At 41.4% G+C, this 21,323-nt stretch carries 23 protein-coding genes; 13 read left to right on the top strand and 10 right to left on the bottom strand.

Annotated features, from left to right (window positions below):
- Positions 1–235 precede the first annotated feature (235 nt).
- Together HUZ36_RS12130 and HUZ36_RS12125 are read left to right on the top strand one after the other, a co-directional pair.
- Entirely contained in the window at positions 236–718 is a 483-nt protein-coding gene (locus tag HUZ36_RS12130; RefSeq protein ID WP_176032982.1) for a YbaK/EbsC family protein, read from the top strand.
- 413 nt (positions 719–1,131) lie between these two features.
- Complete coding sequence (locus tag HUZ36_RS12125; RefSeq protein WP_176032981.1) at positions 1,132–1,980, top strand: DUF3859 domain-containing protein; 849 nt, start codon at positions 1,132–1,134, stop codon at positions 1,978–1,980.
- 63 nt (positions 1,981–2,043) lie between these two features.
- On the opposite strand, the gene blaDIM is transcribed toward HUZ36_RS12125, so the two are convergent.
- On the bottom strand, positions 2,044–2,769 hold the full coding sequence (gene blaDIM / locus HUZ36_RS12120) for a DIM/SIM/IMP family subclass B1 metallo-beta-lactamase (RefSeq protein ID WP_176032980.1): 726 nt from the start codon (positions 2,767–2,769) through the stop codon (positions 2,044–2,046).
- Between the two features lie 185 nt (positions 2,770–2,954).
- On the opposite strand from blaDIM, the gene HUZ36_RS12115 reads away from it, so the two are divergent.
- The 5 genes from HUZ36_RS12115 (at position 2,955) to HUZ36_RS12095 (ending at position 6,407) form a co-directional block, all read left to right on the top strand.
- On the top strand, positions 2,955–3,323 hold the full coding sequence (locus HUZ36_RS12115; protein ID WP_176032979.1) for a hypothetical protein: 369 nt from the start codon (positions 2,955–2,957) through the stop codon (positions 3,321–3,323).
- Positions 3,324–3,760: 437 nt separating this feature from the next.
- The gene (locus HUZ36_RS12110) at positions 3,761–4,297 is read left to right on the top strand and encodes an AAA family ATPase (RefSeq protein ID WP_176032978.1); all 537 of its coding nucleotides are present in this window, start codon (positions 3,761–3,763) and stop codon (positions 4,295–4,297) included.
- Between the two features lie 144 nt (positions 4,298–4,441).
- Positions 4,442–4,825 carry a MerC domain-containing protein gene (locus HUZ36_RS12105; RefSeq protein WP_176032977.1) on the top strand — a complete coding sequence of 128 codons (384 nt, stop codon included), beginning with the start codon at positions 4,442–4,444 and terminating at the stop codon, positions 4,823–4,825.
- A gap of 25 nt (positions 4,826–4,850) precedes the next feature.
- Positions 4,851–5,483: a DUF1826 domain-containing protein gene (locus HUZ36_RS12100; protein WP_128732290.1), complete on the top strand. Its 633-nt coding sequence runs from the start codon at positions 4,851–4,853 to the stop codon at positions 5,481–5,483.
- A 12-nt stretch (positions 5,484–5,495) separates the two neighbouring features.
- Positions 5,496–6,407: an endonuclease/exonuclease/phosphatase family protein gene (locus tag HUZ36_RS12095; RefSeq protein WP_176032976.1), complete on the top strand. Its 912-nt coding sequence runs from the start codon at positions 5,496–5,498 to the stop codon at positions 6,405–6,407.
- 264 nt (positions 6,408–6,671) lie between these two features.
- On the opposite strand, the gene HUZ36_RS12090 is transcribed toward HUZ36_RS12095, so the two are convergent.
- Entirely contained in the window at positions 6,672–6,911 is a 240-nt protein-coding gene (locus HUZ36_RS12090; RefSeq protein WP_252095361.1) for a hypothetical protein, read from the bottom strand.
- Between the two features lie 286 nt (positions 6,912–7,197).
- On the opposite strand from HUZ36_RS12090, the gene HUZ36_RS12085 reads away from it, so the two are divergent.
- Positions 7,198–8,064: an alpha/beta hydrolase gene (locus tag HUZ36_RS12085; RefSeq protein WP_128732596.1), complete on the top strand. Its 867-nt coding sequence runs from the start codon at positions 7,198–7,200 to the stop codon at positions 8,062–8,064.
- On the opposite strand, the gene HUZ36_RS12080 is transcribed toward HUZ36_RS12085, so the two are convergent.
- The 3 genes from HUZ36_RS12080 to HUZ36_RS12070 form a co-directional block, all read right to left on the bottom strand.
- Complete coding sequence (locus HUZ36_RS12080; protein WP_176032975.1) at positions 8,056–9,231, bottom strand: alpha/beta hydrolase-fold protein; 1,176 nt, start codon at positions 9,229–9,231, stop codon at positions 8,056–8,058. The two genes, HUZ36_RS12085 and HUZ36_RS12080, sit on opposite strands and share 9 nt — an antisense overlap.
- Positions 9,232–9,352: 121 nt before the next feature.
- Complete coding sequence (locus HUZ36_RS12075; protein ID WP_176032974.1) at positions 9,353–9,922, bottom strand: hypothetical protein; 570 nt, start codon at positions 9,920–9,922, stop codon at positions 9,353–9,355.
- A gap of 30 nt (positions 9,923–9,952) precedes the next feature.
- Positions 9,953–10,786: a DUF2306 domain-containing protein gene (locus tag HUZ36_RS12070; protein ID WP_176032973.1), complete on the bottom strand. Its 834-nt coding sequence runs from the start codon at positions 10,784–10,786 to the stop codon at positions 9,953–9,955.
- 176 nt (positions 10,787–10,962) lie between these two features.
- Here HUZ36_RS12070 and HUZ36_RS12065 point away from each other — a divergent pair, with 176 nt between their 5' ends.
- The gene (locus HUZ36_RS12065) at positions 10,963–12,069 is read left to right on the top strand and encodes a helix-turn-helix domain-containing protein (protein WP_368659797.1); all 1,107 of its coding nucleotides are present in this window, start codon (positions 10,963–10,965) and stop codon (positions 12,067–12,069) included.
- A gap of 7 nt (positions 12,070–12,076) precedes the next feature.
- Here the strand turns inward: HUZ36_RS12065 and HUZ36_RS12060 are convergent, their stop codons facing one another.
- Complete coding sequence (locus tag HUZ36_RS12060) at positions 12,077–13,015, bottom strand: hypothetical protein (RefSeq protein WP_252095367.1); 939 nt, start codon at positions 13,013–13,015, stop codon at positions 12,077–12,079.
- Positions 13,016–13,073: 58 nt separating this feature from the next.
- Entirely contained in the window at positions 13,074–13,844 is a 771-nt protein-coding gene (locus tag HUZ36_RS12055; protein WP_128732602.1) for an NAD(P)H-dependent oxidoreductase, read from the bottom strand.
- A gap of 91 nt (positions 13,845–13,935) precedes the next feature.
- On the opposite strand from HUZ36_RS12055, the gene HUZ36_RS12050 reads away from it, so the two are divergent.
- Positions 13,936–14,841 carry a LysR family transcriptional regulator gene (locus HUZ36_RS12050; RefSeq protein ID WP_176032971.1) on the top strand — a complete coding sequence of 302 codons (906 nt, stop codon included), beginning with the start codon at positions 13,936–13,938 and terminating at the stop codon, positions 14,839–14,841.
- 336 nt (positions 14,842–15,177) lie between these two features.
- Here the strand turns inward: HUZ36_RS12050 and HUZ36_RS12045 are convergent, their stop codons facing one another.
- Complete coding sequence (locus HUZ36_RS12045; protein ID WP_176032970.1) at positions 15,178–17,727, bottom strand: Ig-like domain-containing protein; 2,550 nt, start codon at positions 17,725–17,727, stop codon at positions 15,178–15,180.
- 327 nt (positions 17,728–18,054) lie between these two features.
- Between HUZ36_RS12045 and HUZ36_RS12040 the strand changes: the two genes are divergently transcribed.
- Together HUZ36_RS12040 and HUZ36_RS12035 are read left to right on the top strand one after the other, a co-directional pair.
- Positions 18,055–18,222: a hypothetical protein gene (locus tag HUZ36_RS12040; RefSeq protein ID WP_167508224.1), complete on the top strand. Its 168-nt coding sequence runs from the start codon at positions 18,055–18,057 to the stop codon at positions 18,220–18,222.
- 223 nt (positions 18,223–18,445) lie between these two features.
- Positions 18,446–18,604: a hypothetical protein gene (locus tag HUZ36_RS12035; RefSeq protein ID WP_167508223.1), complete on the top strand. Its 159-nt coding sequence runs from the start codon at positions 18,446–18,448 to the stop codon at positions 18,602–18,604.
- A gap of 178 nt (positions 18,605–18,782) precedes the next feature.
- On the opposite strand, the gene HUZ36_RS12030 is transcribed toward HUZ36_RS12035, so the two are convergent.
- Together HUZ36_RS12030 and HUZ36_RS12025 are read right to left on the bottom strand one after the other, a co-directional pair.
- On the bottom strand, positions 18,783–19,799 hold the full coding sequence (locus HUZ36_RS12030; protein ID WP_176032969.1) for a UDP-N-acetylglucosamine 2-epimerase: 1,017 nt from the start codon (positions 19,797–19,799) through the stop codon (positions 18,783–18,785).
- A 133-nt stretch (positions 19,800–19,932) separates the two neighbouring features.
- Positions 19,933–20,994 carry an NAD(P)H-dependent flavin oxidoreductase gene (locus tag HUZ36_RS12025; protein ID WP_286037147.1) on the bottom strand — a complete coding sequence of 354 codons (1,062 nt, stop codon included), beginning with the start codon at positions 20,992–20,994 and terminating at the stop codon, positions 19,933–19,935.
- A gap of 149 nt (positions 20,995–21,143) precedes the next feature.
- On the opposite strand from HUZ36_RS12025, the gene HUZ36_RS12020 reads away from it, so the two are divergent.
- Positions 21,144–21,323, top strand: coding sequence for a hypothetical protein (locus HUZ36_RS12020; RefSeq protein ID WP_128732058.1), 180 nt, complete (start codon positions 21,144–21,146; stop codon positions 21,321–21,323).

The raw sequence follows: 21,323 nt of genomic DNA, 5'->3' as shown, positions 1-21,323 counted from the left end.
AAGGGTGGGGAGCTTATGAAGTTAGCGCTAGTAGTATTTAGCCTATCAAGGTAGCCGATGTCTAAATAAAATAATTAAGATGAAAATTTCTCTTGCTTCTATTTATCAGTTTACTTTGTAACAATGTCGTGTAATTGTTAGTCAGTATTATACCAGAGCATAGCGGTTTATTTAGGTATTTTGATAGTTAATAAGGCGTTATATTTATAGTTTAATTAATGAGGTTACAGAATATATGTCAAAGGAATTGAAACCTTCATCAATGAAAGTGCAAGAGTTTTTATCCAAAAATGGTCAAGACTTTGTAGTTCAGGAAATGCCTAGCTCAACTCGTACAGCTTCAGATGCCGCAGCATCTATTGGGTGTACAGTTGCTCAAATCGCAAAGTCACTAATATTCAAACATGGAGAAACCGGTGAAGCGGTACTCGTTGTTGCTTCTGGTTCTAACATGGTATGCGCTGACAAAGTTAGAAAAGCAACAGGTATTACGCTTACCAAAGCTGATGCTAATTTTGTACGTGAAAAAGTTGGTTATGCAATAGGTGGCGTGCCACCAGTCGCTCATAATTCATCAGTTCATACAGTATTAGACGAAGATTTGAATCAGTACTCTGAGATTTGGGCTGCGGCGGGAACTCCTAACTCAGTGTTTAAACTAAATCCACAGAAGTTAAGTGAGCTTACTCAGGGTCAATGGATAGATTTAGCAAAATAAATATTACAAGTCGCTAAAAGATTATATATTGTTCATTAATGCAATTACCTTTTATAGGTATTTGTGTGTGCTGACCCAATAATGGTATGGCTTGTTGATGACCGTTTGCTTTCAATTGCTTGCATTCGGTCTATTACAGTGACAAAACGTTGGGAAAGCTGCTTTCTATGGTTAGTCGAAAATATTTAAAACTATGGCTGCTAAGCACTTTTAAAATGATGAAGTATCACTTGTCACTTGAAGTAATTAAAAAATTCGAGGCTTAAGAATTATGATTATTAAAAATAATACCAATAGAAGCATAGTTGGATTAACAAGTGGTATTAATTTAAAACAGTCTGTATATATTATGGTAACTTGACAATGTCTTTTTAATTCTTTTAAAATGCGCCACTTTTTTTAAGGATTAAATTATGAAAAAGACCATCATTTCCCTCCTTTTAGCGACATTACCGATTTTTATTTCTGGTTGTAAAACTGCTTCTAACACTGAAAGCACAGAAGTAGTTAAAAATACGATAGAGCTTGGCAGTGCTGAGATTAAAAAATCAGGTCATGCACAGCCTCTTTTTCAAAACAACCAACTTGTGGGGTATGAGTTCAAAAAAGGCTTTGCCGTACCTGCTGAGCTAGGAAACTTTTTTGGCTTTAGCTATCAGGTAAATCAACTAATCAATAGCACGACTGAAAATCCAAACAGTACGAGCTATGTTGCGACTAAAGTACCAGTTACTGTAACGGTTGTGCATCCAGAGATCATGATCAATGGAAAACCAGAAACAACCTCCTCTTGGGAAGATACATTATATTTTGGCCGTGATAATTTTGCGATGTGGAAGTTTGAAAACGCGAATGAGCTTGTTAACGGTAAGTGGACTATATCTGTTGCTTATCAACAGAAAGAAATCGCGACCAAGAACTTTTTTGTGCGTGTACCACCAAAGATGCCAAAAAAAGTGACTCAAGTTTGCCAAGTCGAAATTGATAAGTTTCCACGTGCTTTGCAGCAAGCAAATACAGCATGTTGTACGAACAATGATGCACAAGCATGTTATAACTTTGCATGGCGCGGTCTAGAGCGTATACGAGATAAAAAAGGCGCGGCATTATATTATGCAAAAAGCTGTGAACTTGGTGATATTTCAGGTTGCCGTCAAGCAGCAAAAATGGCAACGACCCCTGAAAAGCGCGATGCGTTTTATCATAAAGGTTGTGATTTAAAAGATATGGATAGCTGTATTGAAGTAAATCGGTTGAATTAACCTCGACTTGATTCATACGCTATCAGTTTGTATGAGGCAGGAACACCTGCCTCGTCATGCAAGCTAACCCCCACTTTTTGTGGCTTTATTTGCCAATTTTTTTGTGTGCTTGAGCAATTCAATATTACCAATCGCACCGTGACCAGGAACGACGATCTCTACATTAGGGTATCTTGATAGTACAGCAGCAACAGAATGCGGCCATTGCTCAATTTGAGCTTCTCCAGTATAGCCTAAGCTCTGCGATTGAAGGCTACGCACAAAGCATCCTCCAAATAGCAATTTTGATTTTGGTAGCCAAACCACGATGTTATCAATTGTATGCCCGCCACCAGGATAAAAAACTTCTAATAAGCCGTCAGCTAACACAAATTTATTCTTCTTGATAGAGTGCGTAGCTTGGGTCTTGCCTGCTTTTTCTAGCAAGTTATTGGTAAGGTCTGTTGCATAGGTTGAGACTCCATGTTCATTGAGCCATTTAATACCAGCGGCTCTGTCATCATGAGAATGGGTAGATATACTCCCTAATAAAGTAAACTTCTGCGAGTGTATCCAATCAACTAACTTTTCCGTATCTCGAGAAGACCATGGGGTATCGATAATAAATACCTTCTTATCTTCAACAACAATTAAGCCGTTTGCGCTTACCAAACCCCAGCCGGCAATCTGACTATATGATTTATGAATAAATACTCCCGGAGTCACCGGTTCAATTTCTAGCTCAGGTATTATTTCGTTGGCAGCAGTGTAACTGCTATATAAAATTGTTATAATTATTAAGTAATACATAGTCATGACCTATTTTTATGTGAAAAACATTATCCTCATTACAAATTGAACCAAAGCTTAACCTGAGTGGTATTAAACTTAATACAATCAGGTATTACAAGCTAATGTGGTGTAGACGTGTTACAAAGATATTTCGTTAAAAAATCGCTTTAAATTTTATTTTAAAAAATAGGAGCTGTAAAAGCATGGTGCTGGATAAAAAAGAGATTAAGTCACGTTATGAAATATCAAAGCCAGTATACGGTGATGGATATAATATATCGTTGAAATTGGGCCAGGATGAATTGCTGACTAGCTTTGTTTCTAAAAAAGAAGATTTGGCAGCAAGAGTTGATAACATTAGAGAGTTTGCTGGTGATGAAATAAACTTTCATGTGATTAAAATGGACGAGGAGGAAGGCTTCTTTTTTAAATTAAGTAAGAGTGACAAACTTTACCGAGGCGATATATTGGCTTCAAGTGATATATTTGACTTTAGAAGTGAAGTAGAGTCGTTAATTAAGAGGGTGATGCGAGAGTCACAAACAGTTGAAGTAGTTGATAATCCTGAGTAAGCACAGCAAACAATTTAATAAACCCACGACTTAGTTGTTGTGCTTAGCTCATTGGCAGTGTTAAGTAATGTTTAATTTATGCTTGTCATGTAACCGAAAAAACCAAGCTCCATGATAAAAACGAAAACGATCTTCAAGCACGCTCAGTCCAGTATTTTGGTGCTCCCTAAGCGCTTTTTGCTATGAAATATGGCTATCCAAGGAGTCCCATCAAGCATATCTTAGTTTCATTGAAAATAACGGAGTGTTAGACAAGCTAAGTGCATTTCTTTTTGCACCACCAAGCATTAAATGCTTCAATATAACCGAGATCTAAAGGCTTAAGTGTTGAGTATTTGATGCACTAATTATTAATTGATTTCGGGCAAGAAATAATACCTGTGTAATCTTAATTAAGGTTTCTCTTTTATTTTTTAATTTAGGCTAAATAAAATATTATGTTGTATATTTTTGGAGGTCTCCCTGCGACTGGTAAAACTGAACTTGCTAGATTTCTTTCATCAATGTTCGGTGCAGTCCACATACGAGTTGATACAATAGAGCAAACATTAAAAAATAGTGGTGTTAGTGATCTTTACGATGAAGGTTATAAAGTTGCTTATGCCCTTGCACTTGAAAATCTGAAAAATGGTATTCCAGTAATTGCTGATTCAACCAATCCGGTAGCCGCATCTCGGGAAGCATGGTTGAATGTTGCGCGCACAGCAGAGTCATCGTATATCGAAATCGAAGTGATTTGCTCTGACCAAAAAATACATCGTGAGCGTGTAGAGAAAAGGCTGTCAGATATTCCTAATCTTATATTGCCGTCATGGGAAAGCGTAACGTCAAGAAAATACCAGCAATGGCAATCAGCTTGTATCGTGCTAGATACCTCAGGTAAAACACCAGAGCAAAGTAAGCAAGAACTGAATCGATTAATTGTGGCTCACAATGAAAAAAGGATGGCTCTTTATAGACTCAACACCGAATAGCTGTGTATTCCCAAATTACTTTCGCTCGTACTATCAACAAGATCCCGATAGCTCAAGATAAACCAATAGCTGAATAAAGTGGTACTACTCCCATTTTTATTCTGGTATGTTATATTGTATCAAAGAAACAATGGGAGTAAGCGAATGAAACGACAAATTCTGGGAGATAAAATTGCAATTGGGTTATCAATACTGTGTATTTTTCATTGCTTAATTTTCCCATTAATGTTCATCGCCCTACCTGTTATGGCAAGTGCCGCGGTACTGTTTGATGAGTCGTTTCATCAATGGTTATTACTGGCAATTTTACCTATCAGTCTACCTATTCTTACACTTGGCTGCATGCGCCATAAATCTACAAAAGTATTTTTGGTCGGTGTCTTAGGTATAGCCTTGCTGCTCACACCTTGGCTAATCGGGGAGGATAGAGTCAATGAAGCACTTGAAGTATTTTTGACCGTAATAGGCTCCTTAACCTTAGTTTATAGCCATTTCAAAAATTATTCGCTGCGCCAGTTTATTGACTAAAAATACATTATATCGGGAAACAAATATGAGCAATTGTGTAGCACAAGATAGATCTACCCAACTAAGCCATTACCAAAGTGCTGAGCAAGCCAACGTGCTAACCAAAATTTATCAGCCAGAGTGTAATCTTGCGGTGTGGCAGCAGTCGCTATCAAGCCAATTACAAAAACAGATAAATGACTTTTTAGAAACGGCGCCTGACATAGACATAGTAGCGCAAATTGCCGCTAACAATATTGCTGTTGAGATGAAAGATGCGCTCAGTCGATTACATATAGATGATGAGATTCTAGTTTATATTACCGGCATAGTTGACATGTTTAGTTGTCTATTTGACTTAACCGTGGTTGGGTTACGACTTAAAACTTTACATTCTGCGATGTGTCCTAAATTCCATGTCGATAAAGTACCAGTAAGATTGGTCACGACTTTGGCTGGACTTGGCAGCGAATGGCTTGATAATAACTTAGTTAAAAGAGAGAATGACAGGCTGATCATTGACTCTAATGTAACAGTCAGGTCTTTAGAATGTGGTGATGTGGCGCTTTTAAAGGGGGAACGGTGGGCTGGAAATGAAGGCAAGGGTCTAGTACACCGCTCTCCTAAAACGGCAAATCATCAGAAAAGACTACTGCTAACGTTAGATTTTATTGCATAAACTAGGTTAATTATGACAACAACACTAAAAGCATTACTGCTCGCGTTTAGCGCTTCGATAACGGTTGCTGGGTGCAGCTCAACAGAAGAGGGGTCAACTTCAGTTGCACCGCTCAAAATAGCGTCGTGGAATATTGAACATTTAGCTTACCCTGCAAGTTCAGGGTGTAGACCAAGAAGTCAGGACGAAATATTGGCGCTACGCCAATATGCTGATGGTTTAGATGCTGACGTTATTGCGCTCCAAGAAGTAGATTCGGTAGCTGCTTTGGAGCAAATTTTTCCTGCACAAAAGTGGCAGCTGGTATTATCGGCGAGAGAAAATAGCCGTACGTATGACTGTAGAGGAAGTAGTTACACATCGACGCAACAAAAAACCGCTTTTGCAATAAAAAAAGAAATAGCACTTAGCAATGTAGAGAGCTTTGGGCCGTTAGCGATGGGAGTTGAAGGTTTAAGGCATGGACTAGAAGTCACTTTACAGACTCAAACTGGTGAAGTATCAGTACTCAATGTCCATCTCAAAAGCGGCTGTTTTGTCTCCGATTATCAAGACTCTGATAGGCCAGCGTGTCAGTTATTGGCTCAGCAACTACCAGTGCTGAAATCATGGATCCAAGCGCATGCTGACGAGCAGTATGTAGTGCTGGGGGATTTTAACCACCGCTTGAGTCAGGACGGTAACGTCTTTTGGCGAAAACTGATTGATAACCAAACTCTAGAACAAGCTCCGCTGGTCAATGTGACAAAACCTCTACAGGGCTGTCATCCGCGTTACCCTGTGCCTATTGACCATATTCTAGTGAGCAAGGCGCTGGCAAGCTCAGTTGCTATTGAACCGAACGTGCATTTTTTTGCTGATATGCAAGAGGACAAAATGCTAAGTGATCACTGTGCTATTTCAGTGTCGATGCGTGTGCAATAAAACATAATACCAATTTGACTTAATACTTGCTCAATTTGAAGGAGTAAACCTGACGCTAACAGCGTTAAAAATTTCTCATTTAGAACAACTAAATAGCAAAATTTTTGCCTAGTTATCGACAAGATTTTCTCGCCTCAAAATAGACCACTTAATTAAGCAAATTGGTATAAAAAGGCGAGCACAGTATTATCTGTGCGCGCCAATTTACTGTAGATAGCGTACTTTGCACAAGCTATGCTAGTGCATTAGAACGTCCAGTTTAGGTTAGCAAAATAGGTTCGACCTATCGTATCGAACAAGCCACCGTCGGTTCCCAAGTAGTTTCTTATCAAGAACGTTATTCGCACCAAGGTTAAAACGCAGAGTGTCACTGTAGAAATAAGACGCCGTTAAGTCGGTATAAATCATAGTCGGCGTCTTAAATGGTATAGCGAAAGATGCGTCATAATTTTCTTTACGTTTTTGCATGCCAACATAGCTGGTAGAAGCGCCAAATCTGAACATATCATTCTCATAGCTAGGACTTAGCGTCGCTTTCCACTCAGGGAAAGCAAATAAGCTCCAAGTCTAGTGTCACTCCTTCTGCAAAGAGCTCTTTGCGCTTCTCCATGTGAGCTGGATTTGGGTAGAACGCCTAGTTTGAATTAGCATATGGCCTATCTTTTGCGTTAACTTGGTCTTCTTCATTATCAAAACCACAGGCTATGTTGTTTCTTGACAGTATAATGTAGGATAAGTCAGGCTTTGAGTAACATTACCCATAATAATAAAAATAATGACAGGAAGTTTTATGAAACGATATCTATTTTCCCTCTTAGGTTTAATTGTCATCGCCGCCGCTGGTTGGACGTTTACCCAGTATCAGTCTTATTACACTTCAGATTATGTTGATGTAGTGTTGTCTTCAGAAGTGCTTAATGAAGATCGCAAGGTCTTTATTCGCCTCCCAAAAGGATATGACAAGGCACATAGTTATCCACTCATTATTCGCACCGACGGCAACTTTAATCTCGCCCGTTGGGATGAGGTATTAAGCAGCCTTGCCGAACAAGGTAAGGTAGAAGATGCCATTTTAGTGTCTATTCCCAATCAATTTTGGACGCAGACCCGCAACCGCGACTTAGTGCCGCCTTATGCTCGACAAGATGTTGCGATTGAGGCCCGTCCAGAGAGTGACAATGATCCTGCCATTTTTGGTCGTGCAGATAGGTTTTTGCGGTTCATTGAAACCGAACTTTTACCTTATCTGGAAAAGAACTACTCAATTAATGACAATCGTATCTTAAGCGGATTCTCTGCCGGTGGAAGTTTTGTACTTTATACCATGGTGACTAAACCTACGCTTTTTGATGGCTACTTTGCTTTTAGTCCTGCGGCGTGGTACGACGACTCCGTTGTCGTAAGAGAATTTGCAAAAAGCCTAGCCAATATTCAAAGCAAACCTAAGTATATTTATCTCTCCATTGGCGGTGCTGAGAATGACATCATTACGGGTTCATTTCACGGCTTATTAGATGCACTTGAACAGCATGCGCCTGCTAATGTGCGATGGGGGCACAGCATTAGCGAGGGCGCAGGGCACTCACAAAACCCTGTGGTTTCAGTGCCACTTGCGTTAAGTGAATATCATCACTTTAGAAAAAATCAGTTAATGTAAGTGTTGCAATGATTTGATTTCATTGAATAAATGCTTTTGTTCGCGTTCACTTAGCCCTTCAAGCTTAAGCATGGCTTGGTAGGTCTTTAGTAGCGATGGCTTATCTCCTTTTTGCTGATAAGCCATTGCCAATTGTTGCAGTGCATTGAGGGATTCTGAGTTGTGCTGGCTCACAAAGCTAAATAGGTTGATGGCCGCTGTGAAGTTACGTTCGAATAGGGCGGTATACCCTAGCGAAGTCAGTGCGTCGTAGGGGTAAGCCTTGAGTCCATATAGTGACTTAGCGATGGCGACATGCTTTTCCAGCTGAGTGACACTGGCAGCCGCTACTTTCAAGGATGGCTGATAATGGTTAAAGAGGTGCTGCAAACCATGATAGTAGCTCGGGTAGACGACGCTCATATGGGTTTCGCCGCTAAAGTGCTGCGCTTTGAAGTCAATTCCATTTGGCTTTCGCCAAGCATCATTAAGACGTTGAAAAGGCTGCGTTATGATTGCACTTTCGTCTGCCATGCTGATGTAGATACACTTGTTGATTAACGCTTTTGCCAGTAAGTCATTTAATAATCGCTCTTTATCCCACCAGAGGCTTGGACTTGCCAACATCACACCATTAAATAAATCGGGTTTCTCAAGTAGCGCATAGGTTGCAAACAGCCCGCCAAATGAGTGTCCTGCTAACGCGCGATAGCCTGATGTTCGATAATGCTTGTCTACATAAGGGATGAGTTCTTTGTCGATAAATTGCAGTAGCATTTCTGCACCGCCCGGATTTTGCTGCCGTGTTGAACCTGCAAAATGTCCCAGTACCGCAAGGCTGCCTTTGCGATAAGATGGGGTCAGATCTCGAGTGCGGTGTTCGTTGGTTTCGACCGCAACAATGATAAGTTCCGGTATTTTATGTTGTTGTGCCAAGAAGCGAGCCGCTGAAGCGGTATGTTCAAGATTGCTCTGACCATCAGTTAGATATAACACTGGATAGCTTGTATTGCCTTGCTCATAGCTTGGTGGCAGGACGATATGAACCGTTCTTTTTTGCAAAAAATAAGCGGACGAAAGCTGCAGTGTCGAGTTCGGATCTGCTGAGTTATTAGCAACAGCGCTACCAATTGACAGCAATGTAAAAATAGCCACGATAACAATGTGAGTAACTAACTTAGTTTGCATAACCGCTCGTTCCTTTCTTAACAGTCATCGCTAATTTAACACGAGTCAAAACGACAAGGAACGAGTTATATAGCGGCGCTTAGGGGTTATTTGTTTTGTCTTGAGCTTTCCAAGGTCACTATTACTCCATTCTTATTGGTGCTTGCGTCTTCTCTAGTAGTTTAGAAAAGATAGGTTTTAAGCAAAAAAGAGAAAACACTGAAACGATTGCCATCACTAAAATGCCAATTAGTGGAATAACATAACCAAAGGTAAAACTAGCACCGACTACGTGTCCCAATATGCATTCTGTGCGGTAGATTGGATAAAATAACCCAGCTATCAATAGTCCTAAGGCTGTATACATGGTGAGGCTTTGGTAACCGAACTCCCAAAGGGCTGATTGCAACAAGCTAAAGATTAACATCACAAGGAATGCGACCAAAAACTCAGTAGGAATAACTACGGGGGCTGTTTTTTTAATGCTCTCTGTGCCACTTGCTTTATGAAGCCGCAGTGCAGTAAGCCAAGCTAATGCGGGAATTATGATAATTCCCCATGCGTTAGATACTGCTGGAAGATCTGCTCTTTGAAGTAAGTAGTGACTCACTATTCCGCCATTTAAATGTTGCCACATCAGCGTTGATATCACGAGTAAGATTGCCGATGTAATTAGGCCTTTGTTGATTTTGTTCGCTTTGACTAAAAGCATGTTTCTACTCCTAACTAATTAAACTGTAATTTAACTAAAAAAGACCGCTGAAATGCGTGGCCACCACATCATGACAGCGGCCGCGCAAACGCCTATCGCGGTGATCACAAAACCTAAGCTCATCATCACCGCGATTATCCACACCGGTGCGCTAGCTTTGGTTTGGCGTTTTGCCCAAAAGTAGAGTTCAGCGAGTGTCATTGGTAGCAGATAGCAGGCAAACGAAATAAATATATCGACGGGGCCATCTAAGGTTGCGGTATTGCCATTGAAGCCTTGGTTGACCATGTACCAACCAAACAAATAAAGGCGAAACGTCCACACCCCATTAACCAAGAAAAAACTATGTACGGCATAGCGTTGATGTGTAGCGATATTTTTTTGTATGGCTGTACGCCAAGCAAAAAATATCGCAATGGGAATTAATATACCGTTGAGTGTGATACCAATGGCACCAACATCGCTTAGCCTAAGGCCGGTTACCCAAGTGAGGTATAACCCGGTGAGTGCGCCCGAAATACCGAGAATAAAAAATACTCTTCCGTTGTAGCGGTGAAAGCGTGGAAAGTGTTTTCGTACCGTAGGAATAAGCTGTAATAAGCCGCTGGTGGCCAAAATCACAGCGGGTAAAACATGGCTAAAAAATACCTTGGCATTTTTCGTGTGTCCACTCGCAGGTGAAGCAGCTGCACTTTGCTCTGTGAGCCCTGTGATGAGCGGGATGGCATATAGGCTTAAGATGTAAACAGCAAACATCCATTGCCCGAGTAATGCAACACATACCCAGCTCTTTGCAGCACCATTCAATACGCTAAAGGGGTTTAAGGAAACTCCTGTTGAATTGGTCAAGTTGAGGGAAGACAAAATACTTATCCTTATAAATCAATAAATTTGATATATAAAATGACAAGGTTTTTCGATCTCGTCGCTTTGATTTTGAAAATCAAAGCAAAGAAAGTTGGCCAAACTTTGAAAATGGTGGTGTTAAGTTTACTTACAAAGTTAATTTGAATGCTTTTGGTGTGACTGTTAGAGTTTCTGTGTCTATCAATATTCTTTCAATCACCATGACTATTGAAAATTACTATCTACTTCTGCTTAGCCTATGTTGTACTTTGGTTGTTGCTCAGCTCTTTGTAAAAGAAAAAAAAGCAGCACATTTACTCTTTGCTTTAGTGTGCGGTTCAATAGCACTGGCTACGACCAAAAAACTAACTCAAGATTCCTTAAATGGTTATCAGTATTTAATTGGCATTGGTGCTTGTGTGACCTGTAATGGGTTCTGGTTGCTTGCTCGGGCATTATTTAGAGAAAAAAATGCCATTTTACAGAGACATATTGTGTTTGCAGCTGCCATTGCTGCTTTGGTTGTGTGGCGACAAGGCTATTTGTTTATCGACAGCCAGTTACACATGAATACTGGCGGATTCGTGGAGTGGCTTAACAGTGCGGCGTATGAGCTTACCCTATTGTTGTCATCTAGTGTGCTCATGTTGGCATTTTGGGAAGGGTGTCGAGGATTCTCCCAGTCTCAAGGGCCAGAAAAAGCACAAAGAGTGCTGTTTTTATGCGCTTATTTTATTTGTGTCGCAGGCACCAAATTGGCCGAAAATCGCTTTGCCGATAATCGTGAGGTTCAAGAATGGGCAGTGACAAGCGCAGCTATCCTCATCATATTGACAGCGCAAGTGTTACTGTATTGGCGATTTTCATCTCAACGTACAATAACATCCGTAAGGTACGCTAGATCAAGTGAGTCAACGCAAGCCGAGGGTGATAGTGAACTTCAGCAGCAGGTCGAACACTTTCTTATTACGCAAAAAGGATACCTCAAAGAAGGGTTAAAGGTTGCTGATTTAGCTCAGCAATTTAATCAACCGGAATATAAGATAAGCCGAGTGATACGACAAAACTTACAGGCGCGAAATTTCAATCAATTGGTCAATGAGTTAAGAGTTGAGCATGCTAAGGTGTTGTTACAAGACCCCACTAAACAACATTGGCCGGTACTTGTTGTTGGACTGGAAAGTGGTTTTGCGTCGGTTGGACCATTTACTAGAGCATTTAAAATCACCACGGGTACCACGCCAAATCAATTTAGAAAACAAACTAACCACATGCAAGTGTTACGTGAAGCACAAGAGTAAGTGGCAATTAATCTAGCTTGGTCAGTTTGTATTGTAGTTGCTGAATAGGCAATTCTATCGTCTGCGGGTCAAGATTTGGTGTAATATCACTGACCGGAAAAACGTTATCTATTTCTACCGCATTCGCAATGGCGTTAGTATCGCCATTGGTTAAAAAAGTAAGTTGGGTGTAATCACTGGGCTGTAAGCCATACCGAGCCAGTGTTGCCTTTAAATCTATACTGTACTCGTATGCGGCTAACAGGCTACCTGCGTTATCGTTGTATCTACAGATCCGCCATTGATAGCTACTTTCGATAAACTCCAGTGCCCAAATTCCACCTTTATCTTGGATCATTTGCTGTGGTTGTTTGCAGGGCTGGGGTAGGGGGAGCAAACGGCTGTGAGACCAAAACCCTTCGTGGTTTTGGCATAGTGAGTCGCTTTTACCAAGGTCAATAATATACGAGCTTAGACCATACTGGCAAAACTGGGAGGCGGGAATGAAAAAGGGCGCGCTGCGTTTGTTAAGTGTGCCAAACGCAATATAGCCCATTAATACCTCAGCCTTAGTCATCCAGCCAAGGTAAACATAGTCATCATCCTGCCAGCTTGTTGATGCGATTTTCCCCTGCTTAACGGTGTTAGTTAGTGTGAAATGGTCGCTTTTGCCATTAAATGTACACGTCAAACTATCTTGTGTAGCGTCGATGTTGCATGATTGCAGAGCTTGATTCTGTGATAGCCGATTTATTTTAACGTTTGGCGTTTGATGAGTTAGCGCAGAGGTGAACTTAGCCGCAGCAGACAACTGGCCGGTTTGATCTTGTTTAAAACGACATTTAGGCTGCACCTTTGAGGAATTGAGCACGACATTACCATCAAGTACTGCAAGCTCGCAGCTATTGACTCGGGTACAAGCTGTGAGCAGCACAACGCCAAAAAAGGCAATCCAGATGTTTTGCAAATTACAATACTCATTGATTATCAGCTACATCCTATAAACATAGCTGATAACACCTCGATTAAGCAATATGTGCAGCAATACCCGACTTTCCCATCGCGACTTCGGATTTTAGCATTTGGCCGTTGATATAATCGCCACTATTTTGTTTTCGGTAAGGGATTGGCTTTTCACGAAATACGTGTGTTAAGCGCTTTGACCAACTGGTAACTTCATCAGCTATACGTTGATTAGGCTCGCCTTTGGCGTCGAAAATAACATGGTTTTGTAGAACGTCCATACCTGGGAAAAACAAAGTCCCGTGCGTTATTGGGAATAGTAATTCGTCCATTGTGCCGTTTATCCCTAAAGGTGAGTAATCCTCATAGCCACCACCTGTAGTTACACAAATTAATGCTCGTTTTCCCTGTAAAATTCCCTCGCCGTAGCGCAATTGGTTTCCTTTGTTTTGATAGCCGTAAGCAAAGCCATAGGCATAGACTCTATCGAACCAGCCTTTGAGTATGGCGGGCACGCTGTACCACCAAAGCGGAAAGTGAAAAATAACCAAGTCGGCAGCCAACAATTTTTGCTGCTCTTGAATAACGTCTTCGGTTAGGGTGTTTGAGTAATATGCTTTGCCAGACGCTGCAATAATCGCAAGTGGTGCTTGTGAGTCATCTTGCGGGAAGTCGGTTGCATCAATTACTGCCTTCCAGTCCATTTGGTATAGATTTGAAGTTTGAACTTGCAAGCCCATACGCGTTAAGGTTTCGACGCTTGTCTTGGCGAGTGTCTGAGTTAAGGAAGTCGGCTCTGGATGTGCCGATATCACTAGTGCGGATTTAGTCATGATAAGTACTCTGTAACGAATAGGAGTTGTTACTATCTCTGTAATCTTGCTATAAATAAAATTGAATATTTTTACTCAAGGTATAAATTAAATGGATAGTAAAAAGATGGACTTAAATCTGCTTCAGACTTTGGTGGTGCTACTGGAAGAGTGCAATGTGACCAAAGCGGCAGATAGGCTGAACCTCAGCCAACCAGCAGTAAGTACTCAGTTAAGTCGGCTACGAGGATTATTTGATGATCAGTTATTAGTCCCTATTCATAAAGGCATGCTACCAACTGCCAAAGCGATTGCTTTGCTGCCGGAACTTCGCACCGCGATGAAGCTAGTGAGTAATGTGTTAGTAGAGCATCAAGATTTTACCCCTGAAACGGCCAATTTAACTTTTAAAGTGGCATGTACAGACTATATACAGCTGATGGTGATGGCAAAGGTGATACAGCGTTTAAAAGTTGCGGCACCTAATATCAAGGTCGTGCTTTGCCATTTGAAAATAGCAACGCTTGCAGTCCAGCTGCAAAACTCAGAACTTGACTTGGCATTAATGTCGCCGGAATGCGGGCCTGATTGGTTAAGATTTAAAATCTTATATCAAGAGAAGTACGTGTTGATTGGCAGGAAGCTCCATCCGCAGCTAAAGCCAAAAATAACAATTGCAGATTATGTGAAGCTTGAACACATTGTGGTCTCTTTTGAAGGGAGTAGCACCTCTACATTCGTTGACTCAATCTTGCAGCAATATGGTAAATCGAGACAGGTAATGACGTCAGTCCCCTCGTTTTTATTGGTTCCAGAACTGGTAAAAAATACAGACTTAGTTGCGCTCATCCCAGCTCGTCAGGCATCAAAGCTCGGAGCTGATTTTACGATCGTTGACAATCCCATACCAGACTGTACTTTTGATGTCGCAATGGTATGGCACGAAGTGCAGCACCAATATCCAGCACTTCGTTGGCTGCGAGCGTTTATAAGTCAGACTATGGCTGAGGTTTTTTAATTAGTTAGCCTTGCTTAGCGTTTTGCCCATTGTTGTGGAGCTCACCATCGTTATCGTAATATCTGTCTTCTTCAACAACAACTTGCAGTGCCAGCCAAGCTTGATGCGGAGTAAGAGACCAAAATAATTGACTGTGTTAGCAGAGTCTTTAATCGAGCGGAGGGGGTAGGAGTGAAATCCATTACAGCGTATCATTTTTACCAAACTATCCACATATAGTTTAGGCTAAATACCCAAAGCTCAGGAGAATGCATACCGAACTAAAAAAGCCTAAACAAAAAAGTGATACTCATTGCTTAGGCTCTCATAGTAGATGTTATATCGCTTTGATGTCGGTTATTGCTGCTCCATCTGCGTTAATTTATCGCCAATCGGGCGAGAAAAGTTGTAGCCATCATATTTATCCCAGTTGATTGACCAAGTCATGACACCACCGAAGTTTGGATACGCTCTGCTCGGCTGAATCGTTCCGCAGTCTACTCCTTTGGTTAAGCAATCTAGGGCATTGATTATGTTCCCGATAGGTGCTTGTCCTGAATTGGCGGATTGTGGTCCTGAAGGCAGTCCTATTGCAACTTGGTCGTCCCGTAACGGCGCAAAGCGGCTACCATCAGCAAGGTCAAAGCCCTCGATTAACATTTTGGCATGTGCCACCATCATATTGACCGAGCCTTCAGGCGCACTGCCAGGCTCGTAGGGGTTAGGTAATCCACCATTATTGTAAAGCTGGACATGAAGTAAATCTAAGGTATCTCGTAACTCATTGATAAGAGGAATATACGCTCCCCAAATACCTGAGTAGGCAATCATCCCGCCGTGAACATAAGGGTGCTCCGGAGCCATGGTTAGCACCATGTTGCCACCAATATTTTGTTCAATTTGTTTGATTGCGCGTGGTAGTCTTGCTTGGATCTGAGACCCATGCACGAGGTTAGAGCCACTTTCTAAATCAATATCCAAACCATCAAATCCCCATTCCTGAATGATGTCGGTTAAGCTACGCACAAATGCTGCCTCATCCGCGTCGGTGTTTAGTGTAATCGTTCCTTCAGCTCCACCTAGGCTTAATACAAAAATTTTGCCTTGGGCCTGTAGTGCTTGCATATCTGTCTTAAATTTAGCCGGATCGATAGGAGGGCAGTTAGAGCGAATATCCTTTTCAAATGGTTTAAAATGTACCGTACCATTTGAGCTTCTGTCATTTTCTGCAAAAGCGATATCAATGACATCCCAAGCCTGTGACATCTGATCAAGGGGAATGGGGCAGCCTGCTGGATTGACAAAGTTGTGCCAGTAACCAATGAGCTTGTGTTTTTTCCCAATCGGTTTATCAATAACCTTAAGCGTAACACCGCTGCTTGATACCTGCTCGTTGCTGTCATTAGTGGCTGTTACATGAAGGGTTTTTGCGCCTATGGACGTGGGGGAATAAGTATATTTAAAAGGCGCAGAGGTGTCAGTATTGAGCAATACACCATCAGCATAAAATTGAACTTGTGTTACTTGTCCTACAAAAGCAGTAGCTTGAGCAATTAACTGGGTTGAGTTACCAAGCGTAAGCTGGCTACCGCTAGTGGGGGCCAATAGATCAACTGCAATAGGCTGATCAGTGACATTAATAGTAATGGTTTCTTCACTTTGGTTGTTTTCATTGTCCATCGCTTTTGCTGTTAGGAGCACAGGCGTGGCCGCTGTAGGTGTAAACTCATAGTTTAAGCTGGGTTGGCTCACTCTCGAAAGCAGACTGTTGTCAGCATAAAGTGATAAATTAATGATGCTGCCATCGGGGTCTTGTGCATTGATGGATATAGTTGTCGGAGTGTTAATTAGCACCGTGCTATTATTGTCGGGAGTCGTAAATGTGACGTTCGGTGCGATAGCGCAGAGTCCTAAATCACTCCAAGCATCACGCCAATGTTGGCCTGTACCAGGTTCATAAGCCCACAGCGCATTAGAACTACACCAGCCTGAAACATCACAGCGGTATTTGTGATTATTGTGTGCGACAAGCTCACCAGCACGATAACTTTGTCCAGCACGATAGGATCTTAATCCTTGGCAACCACCTGCGGTTTTGCTTAGCACTTCAATCGCTACACTTGCTTCGCTGATAAGTCCTTGGTTATCCCTAACTTTAACATTGAGCTGAGTAATACCAAGCGGCAACGCTTGCCACTGAACTTGGAATGGGGGAGCTGTTAAGGTTGAAATCGTTTGGCTATTCGCACTGATGATAACTTCTGTAATACTGCCATCGGTGTCTTCAGCCGCAACATCAATATTTACTATGTCGTTTTGATAAAATTGTTGGCCATTAGTTGGGGTGTTTACCGATACCGCCGGAGGCAGGTTTGTACCGTTGGTCTTGACAGAAATGGTTGCTGAACGAGAAGTTGTGGAGTGCCCTTGAGCGTCTGTCGCAATCGCACTCACACTATGTTCACCCAGTGCTGCGCGCCATGTTGCTTGAAAAGGCGGGGTATTATCAACTGCAATACTCTGTCCATCGACCAAAAATTCCACATAAGATAAATCACCATCGATATCACTTGCATCTGCCGATAAAACAGCGCTGTCATTTTCACCCAGCACAGCGCCATCATTAGGGCTTGTGAGTGTAATGCTTGGTGGATGATCTTGACCTGAGCTACATATACCGAGATTTTTCCAAACATCATAGGGGCCTGAGTATGTCGTCGGGTCTTCGTTTTGACTATACCACTTGGCCTCAAATGCTTGGTTTTGAGTTTGAACAAGTGCGCCTTTTTTGTAGACCTGCTGTTGTGACCAATTAGCTAACGTACTGCAATCATATGCAGCAGCTTGGCCTGCAATGGTCAACAAACTACTCGTCCATACTAATTGAAGAATAGAAGTTGGTTTCATATTAAATCCTTACATGTTGTATGTTTTATAAGCAAAACGGTAACAGCATATAGGTAAAAAAATAGTTAATCAATATGGTGGGTGAGAGGTGCTGAGCTAAATGTAGTGATATCACCACAATGCTTTATACCTTTTTAAAACAATGTTTTAGTTATTTTTTGCCGTATCGTCCATTCAGGTTTAAAGCATATCTATTGGTAATTTTGTAATTTTTATGATTTTTCTCTTTATTGTTGTTGTTTTTTTGTTGAATGTTTATCGATTGTGTGACAAGTTAGAGTTGATGACAAAATCAAAACACTAAACTCTTATTTCAAGGAAATGATTATGCAGTTAAAATTAAAAAAATCATCGCTGAAGCAGCTTAACGAGAAGCAGCAAGTATTGCCCTTGCAGCAAACCCCTAATGTAGGTGGGGGAGCTGAACCAAATACGAGGATCCCGTGCCGTTTAACAGAAACATTAACGGGTGATTTTGCCCATTGTCGTTGTTAGTGAGTAATACCAATTAGTTTTAACACGTGCTCAATCTGAGGGGAGAAACCTGACGTTAACTGCGGTAAAAACTTATGATTTAGAACAACTAAATAGAAAAGTTTTTGCCATGTTATCGACAAGATCCCCTCGCCTCAAAATAGGTCATTTAATTAAGATGATTGGTATTAGATCTTTTAATCACTAACACAATTAATTTAAATAACAAATCAAGGACAAGAAAATGAAACTTAAATTTAAAAAAACAGCGTTAAAACAATTAGACAAACAGCAGGATTTACCACAACAGCAAACCCCTAATGTTGCAGGTGGTGTGAGTGGTTTTCGTTGTCGCCCACCAATGTCTGAAACAGGCAATAGATATTGGCAATGTGAGTGCTAATAGCTCGCTTTTATAACAAAAAGCTCACTCTGTGAGCTTTTTTTGATGGTAAAAATAAAGGTGAATACCTCATTAACCTGAGTTGTAGATAACTAATATCTTTCTAGCAGCCAGTTTTAGCCGCCAAGTGGGTTGAATATCTCTCAATATCCAGCCGATTCCTTATTCAGCGCTTTGATTAACTCATTTTCATATAATTTAAGGATTTACGTATTTTATAACGTCTAATCAAATTCAAGGGTTTGCGTTTTAAGCCTGTATCAATAACCGCTTCTGTAGCTGCAAGCACACGATTAGCACTTTGCCCGTCACGATAAGGATGAACTTGTAAGATATATTGTTCGATCCGCGCCTTTTGCGTGTCTGATAGGGTTAGTGCTTGCTTTACCGCAGCGGGTAGTTGCTGTGGATCAGTGATATTGATCAGTGCGTCTTGAGGTTGATGATTGTTAAAGGTGATCACAGGTTTGCCTATTAACAAAGATTCATCAACCGCACTTGAGGTATCTGAAATTACGACATCTGCCTGTTGGATAAGTGGGATCAAGTTATCATCACCCGCAATTTCAAAATCATCGATGGCTTCAAGTTGGGTATATAACTCTTGCCATTGCGTTTTTGTTTTTGGGTGAAACTTGAGTTGGATTTTGTAGTCACCAGATTTGGCAAGCTGCTTAACCTGTTCGTATAGTGCCTCTAACGAGCTCAAATTTGGGGAGAATGTTGGCGCGTAAAGTAATACTGGCTTTTCGTTATTACACTTGGTGTAATCAAAATACGGGTCAAGTTTTGGCCAGCCGGTTTCGATGACAGAAAAGTAGCCATGTTTTTTCGCTAATGCTTCAAACGGTTTGGTCGTTAGTGGACCATGGGTGCAATATAAATCAAAAAAGCCCCGGATCCCAAAATGCCCTTTCTTTTTGTACTCCAAACCATGGAAGACTTGTACTTTTGCCCCTGGGAAAAAGTCAGGTACAACGTTGCCTGGTACAAACACCGCCCTTGGATTAAACGCTTTTACAGCTTCTACAGTAGTGAGCTCAAGCTCATCATCACGCAGTGAACTTGATGCCACCTCTTGGCCTTTTAAAAACCACTTCACGATTGCACCATTTGCTCGGATCGCATCTTGTAGTGGTCTCAAGATAGCAAAGCTATATGGCTGTTCAACATAAAAAAGGTAGTGTTTAGGCATCGGAAGTCACTTTAAAAGATCAATTGATTAATGCAGTTTCGCCGCTGATGATACCGTTTTTATCACTTTATTACAAAGTTTTGACAGAGCCACCGTACTTGAAATCACGTTACATTCACGCTCGACTTTGGTCTTACTTTACCTCGGGTGTCCTTGTAAAACGCTGGTGTGTTTCTAACCCTACTTGAGCTGCTTCTAGCATAATTTTATCCATGAGTATCTGTACCGACTCAATCTCTCGTATTAGACCTTGAGATTGACCAATGAATTGCACACCGTGCTCTAAGTCACCATGGATTGTTGCTGCTTCAAGCTTTTCTGTGGCCGCGCCAAACAGCGAAAGCAATTTGATTTTGTCGAACTGAGACAGTAAACCTAAGAGTAGTTTCCAAAGTGGCATGTCGACCATTTTTGCCGCTTTAAATGACTTCATTACTGCGACGAGAAAGTGCATAGGGCGACGCGTTGCCTTTTCTGCCATGGGCGTTTTCATTACTCGAGCATACAATCCATCAAAGTTTTTTGAGTAAATTGTTTGCTCTACATCTTTTTCCACAACTGTATTTTTAACATGTTGGTGTAACGGACTTTCTTTGGATGTTGCGAAGCGGGAGCCCATTGCTACACCACTTGCACCCAAAGCCAGTGCAGCGACTAAGCCTCTGCCATCAGCAAATCCACCAGCAGCGACAACAGGAATGTCAACAATATCGACGATACTTGGTACAAGACACAGAGAAGTCACAGCACCACCATGTGCTGCTGCTTCGTGTCCCGTCACAAGCAAGGCATCCACCCCAGATTTTTGCGCCGCAAGAGCATGCTTTTGGGTTACCACAGTGGCAATAACTTTCCCTCCATACTGCTTAGCAGCTTGCACTATCCAGTCTCCTTTACCGAGAGAAAAGTTAATAACAGGCACTTGTTCTTCGAGCGCGATTTTTGCGTTTTCTTTTGCTCCGGGCATCATTAAGGTAACACCAATACCAAATGGTTTATCGGTGAGTGTGCGTATTTTCTTGATAGCTTGACGCGTTTCGTCTTGACTGAGAGGGCCCGTCGCCAGAATGCCTAAGCCACCAGCATTACTTACTGCCGCAACTAATTCGGGTACTGAAATCCAGCTCATTCCTGGTAATATAATAGGTTTTTCAATGGCAAATAATTCGGTAATAGCGGTTTTCATTTTTCTTATTCTACTGGTCTGATGTGTTGGTGAGCATAGCTGGAATTTGCTGTAAAGTGAACATGCAGATACTCTCTTGTTGAAACTTTGAGGAGTAATACTGTTATATTGCCTGAATACTTTGCGTTTTTATGGTTAATTTTTGGCTCGGAGGGATGATGAACGTTATAGTACTATTAGTGTGTTTAATCGTAGCCTTAGTGATTTTAGTGCCTTTATTAGAGAAGCATCAGCAACGTATGGGGCTGGATAAAATGCAGAAATACAGCAAATATGTATTTCCGCTATTGATGGTAACCTTGGTCATCAAGTTTATATATATGCTGCTGGTTGAGTAA

The organism is Pseudoalteromonas sp. McH1-7, from assembly GCF_013366255.1.
In the GTDB taxonomy this organism is placed as follows: domain Bacteria; phylum Pseudomonadota; class Gammaproteobacteria; order Enterobacterales; family Alteromonadaceae; genus Pseudoalteromonas; species Pseudoalteromonas peptidolytica.
Note: the sequence above shows the minus strand (reverse complement) of the source record. Positions and strands in the feature narration are given on the sequence as shown.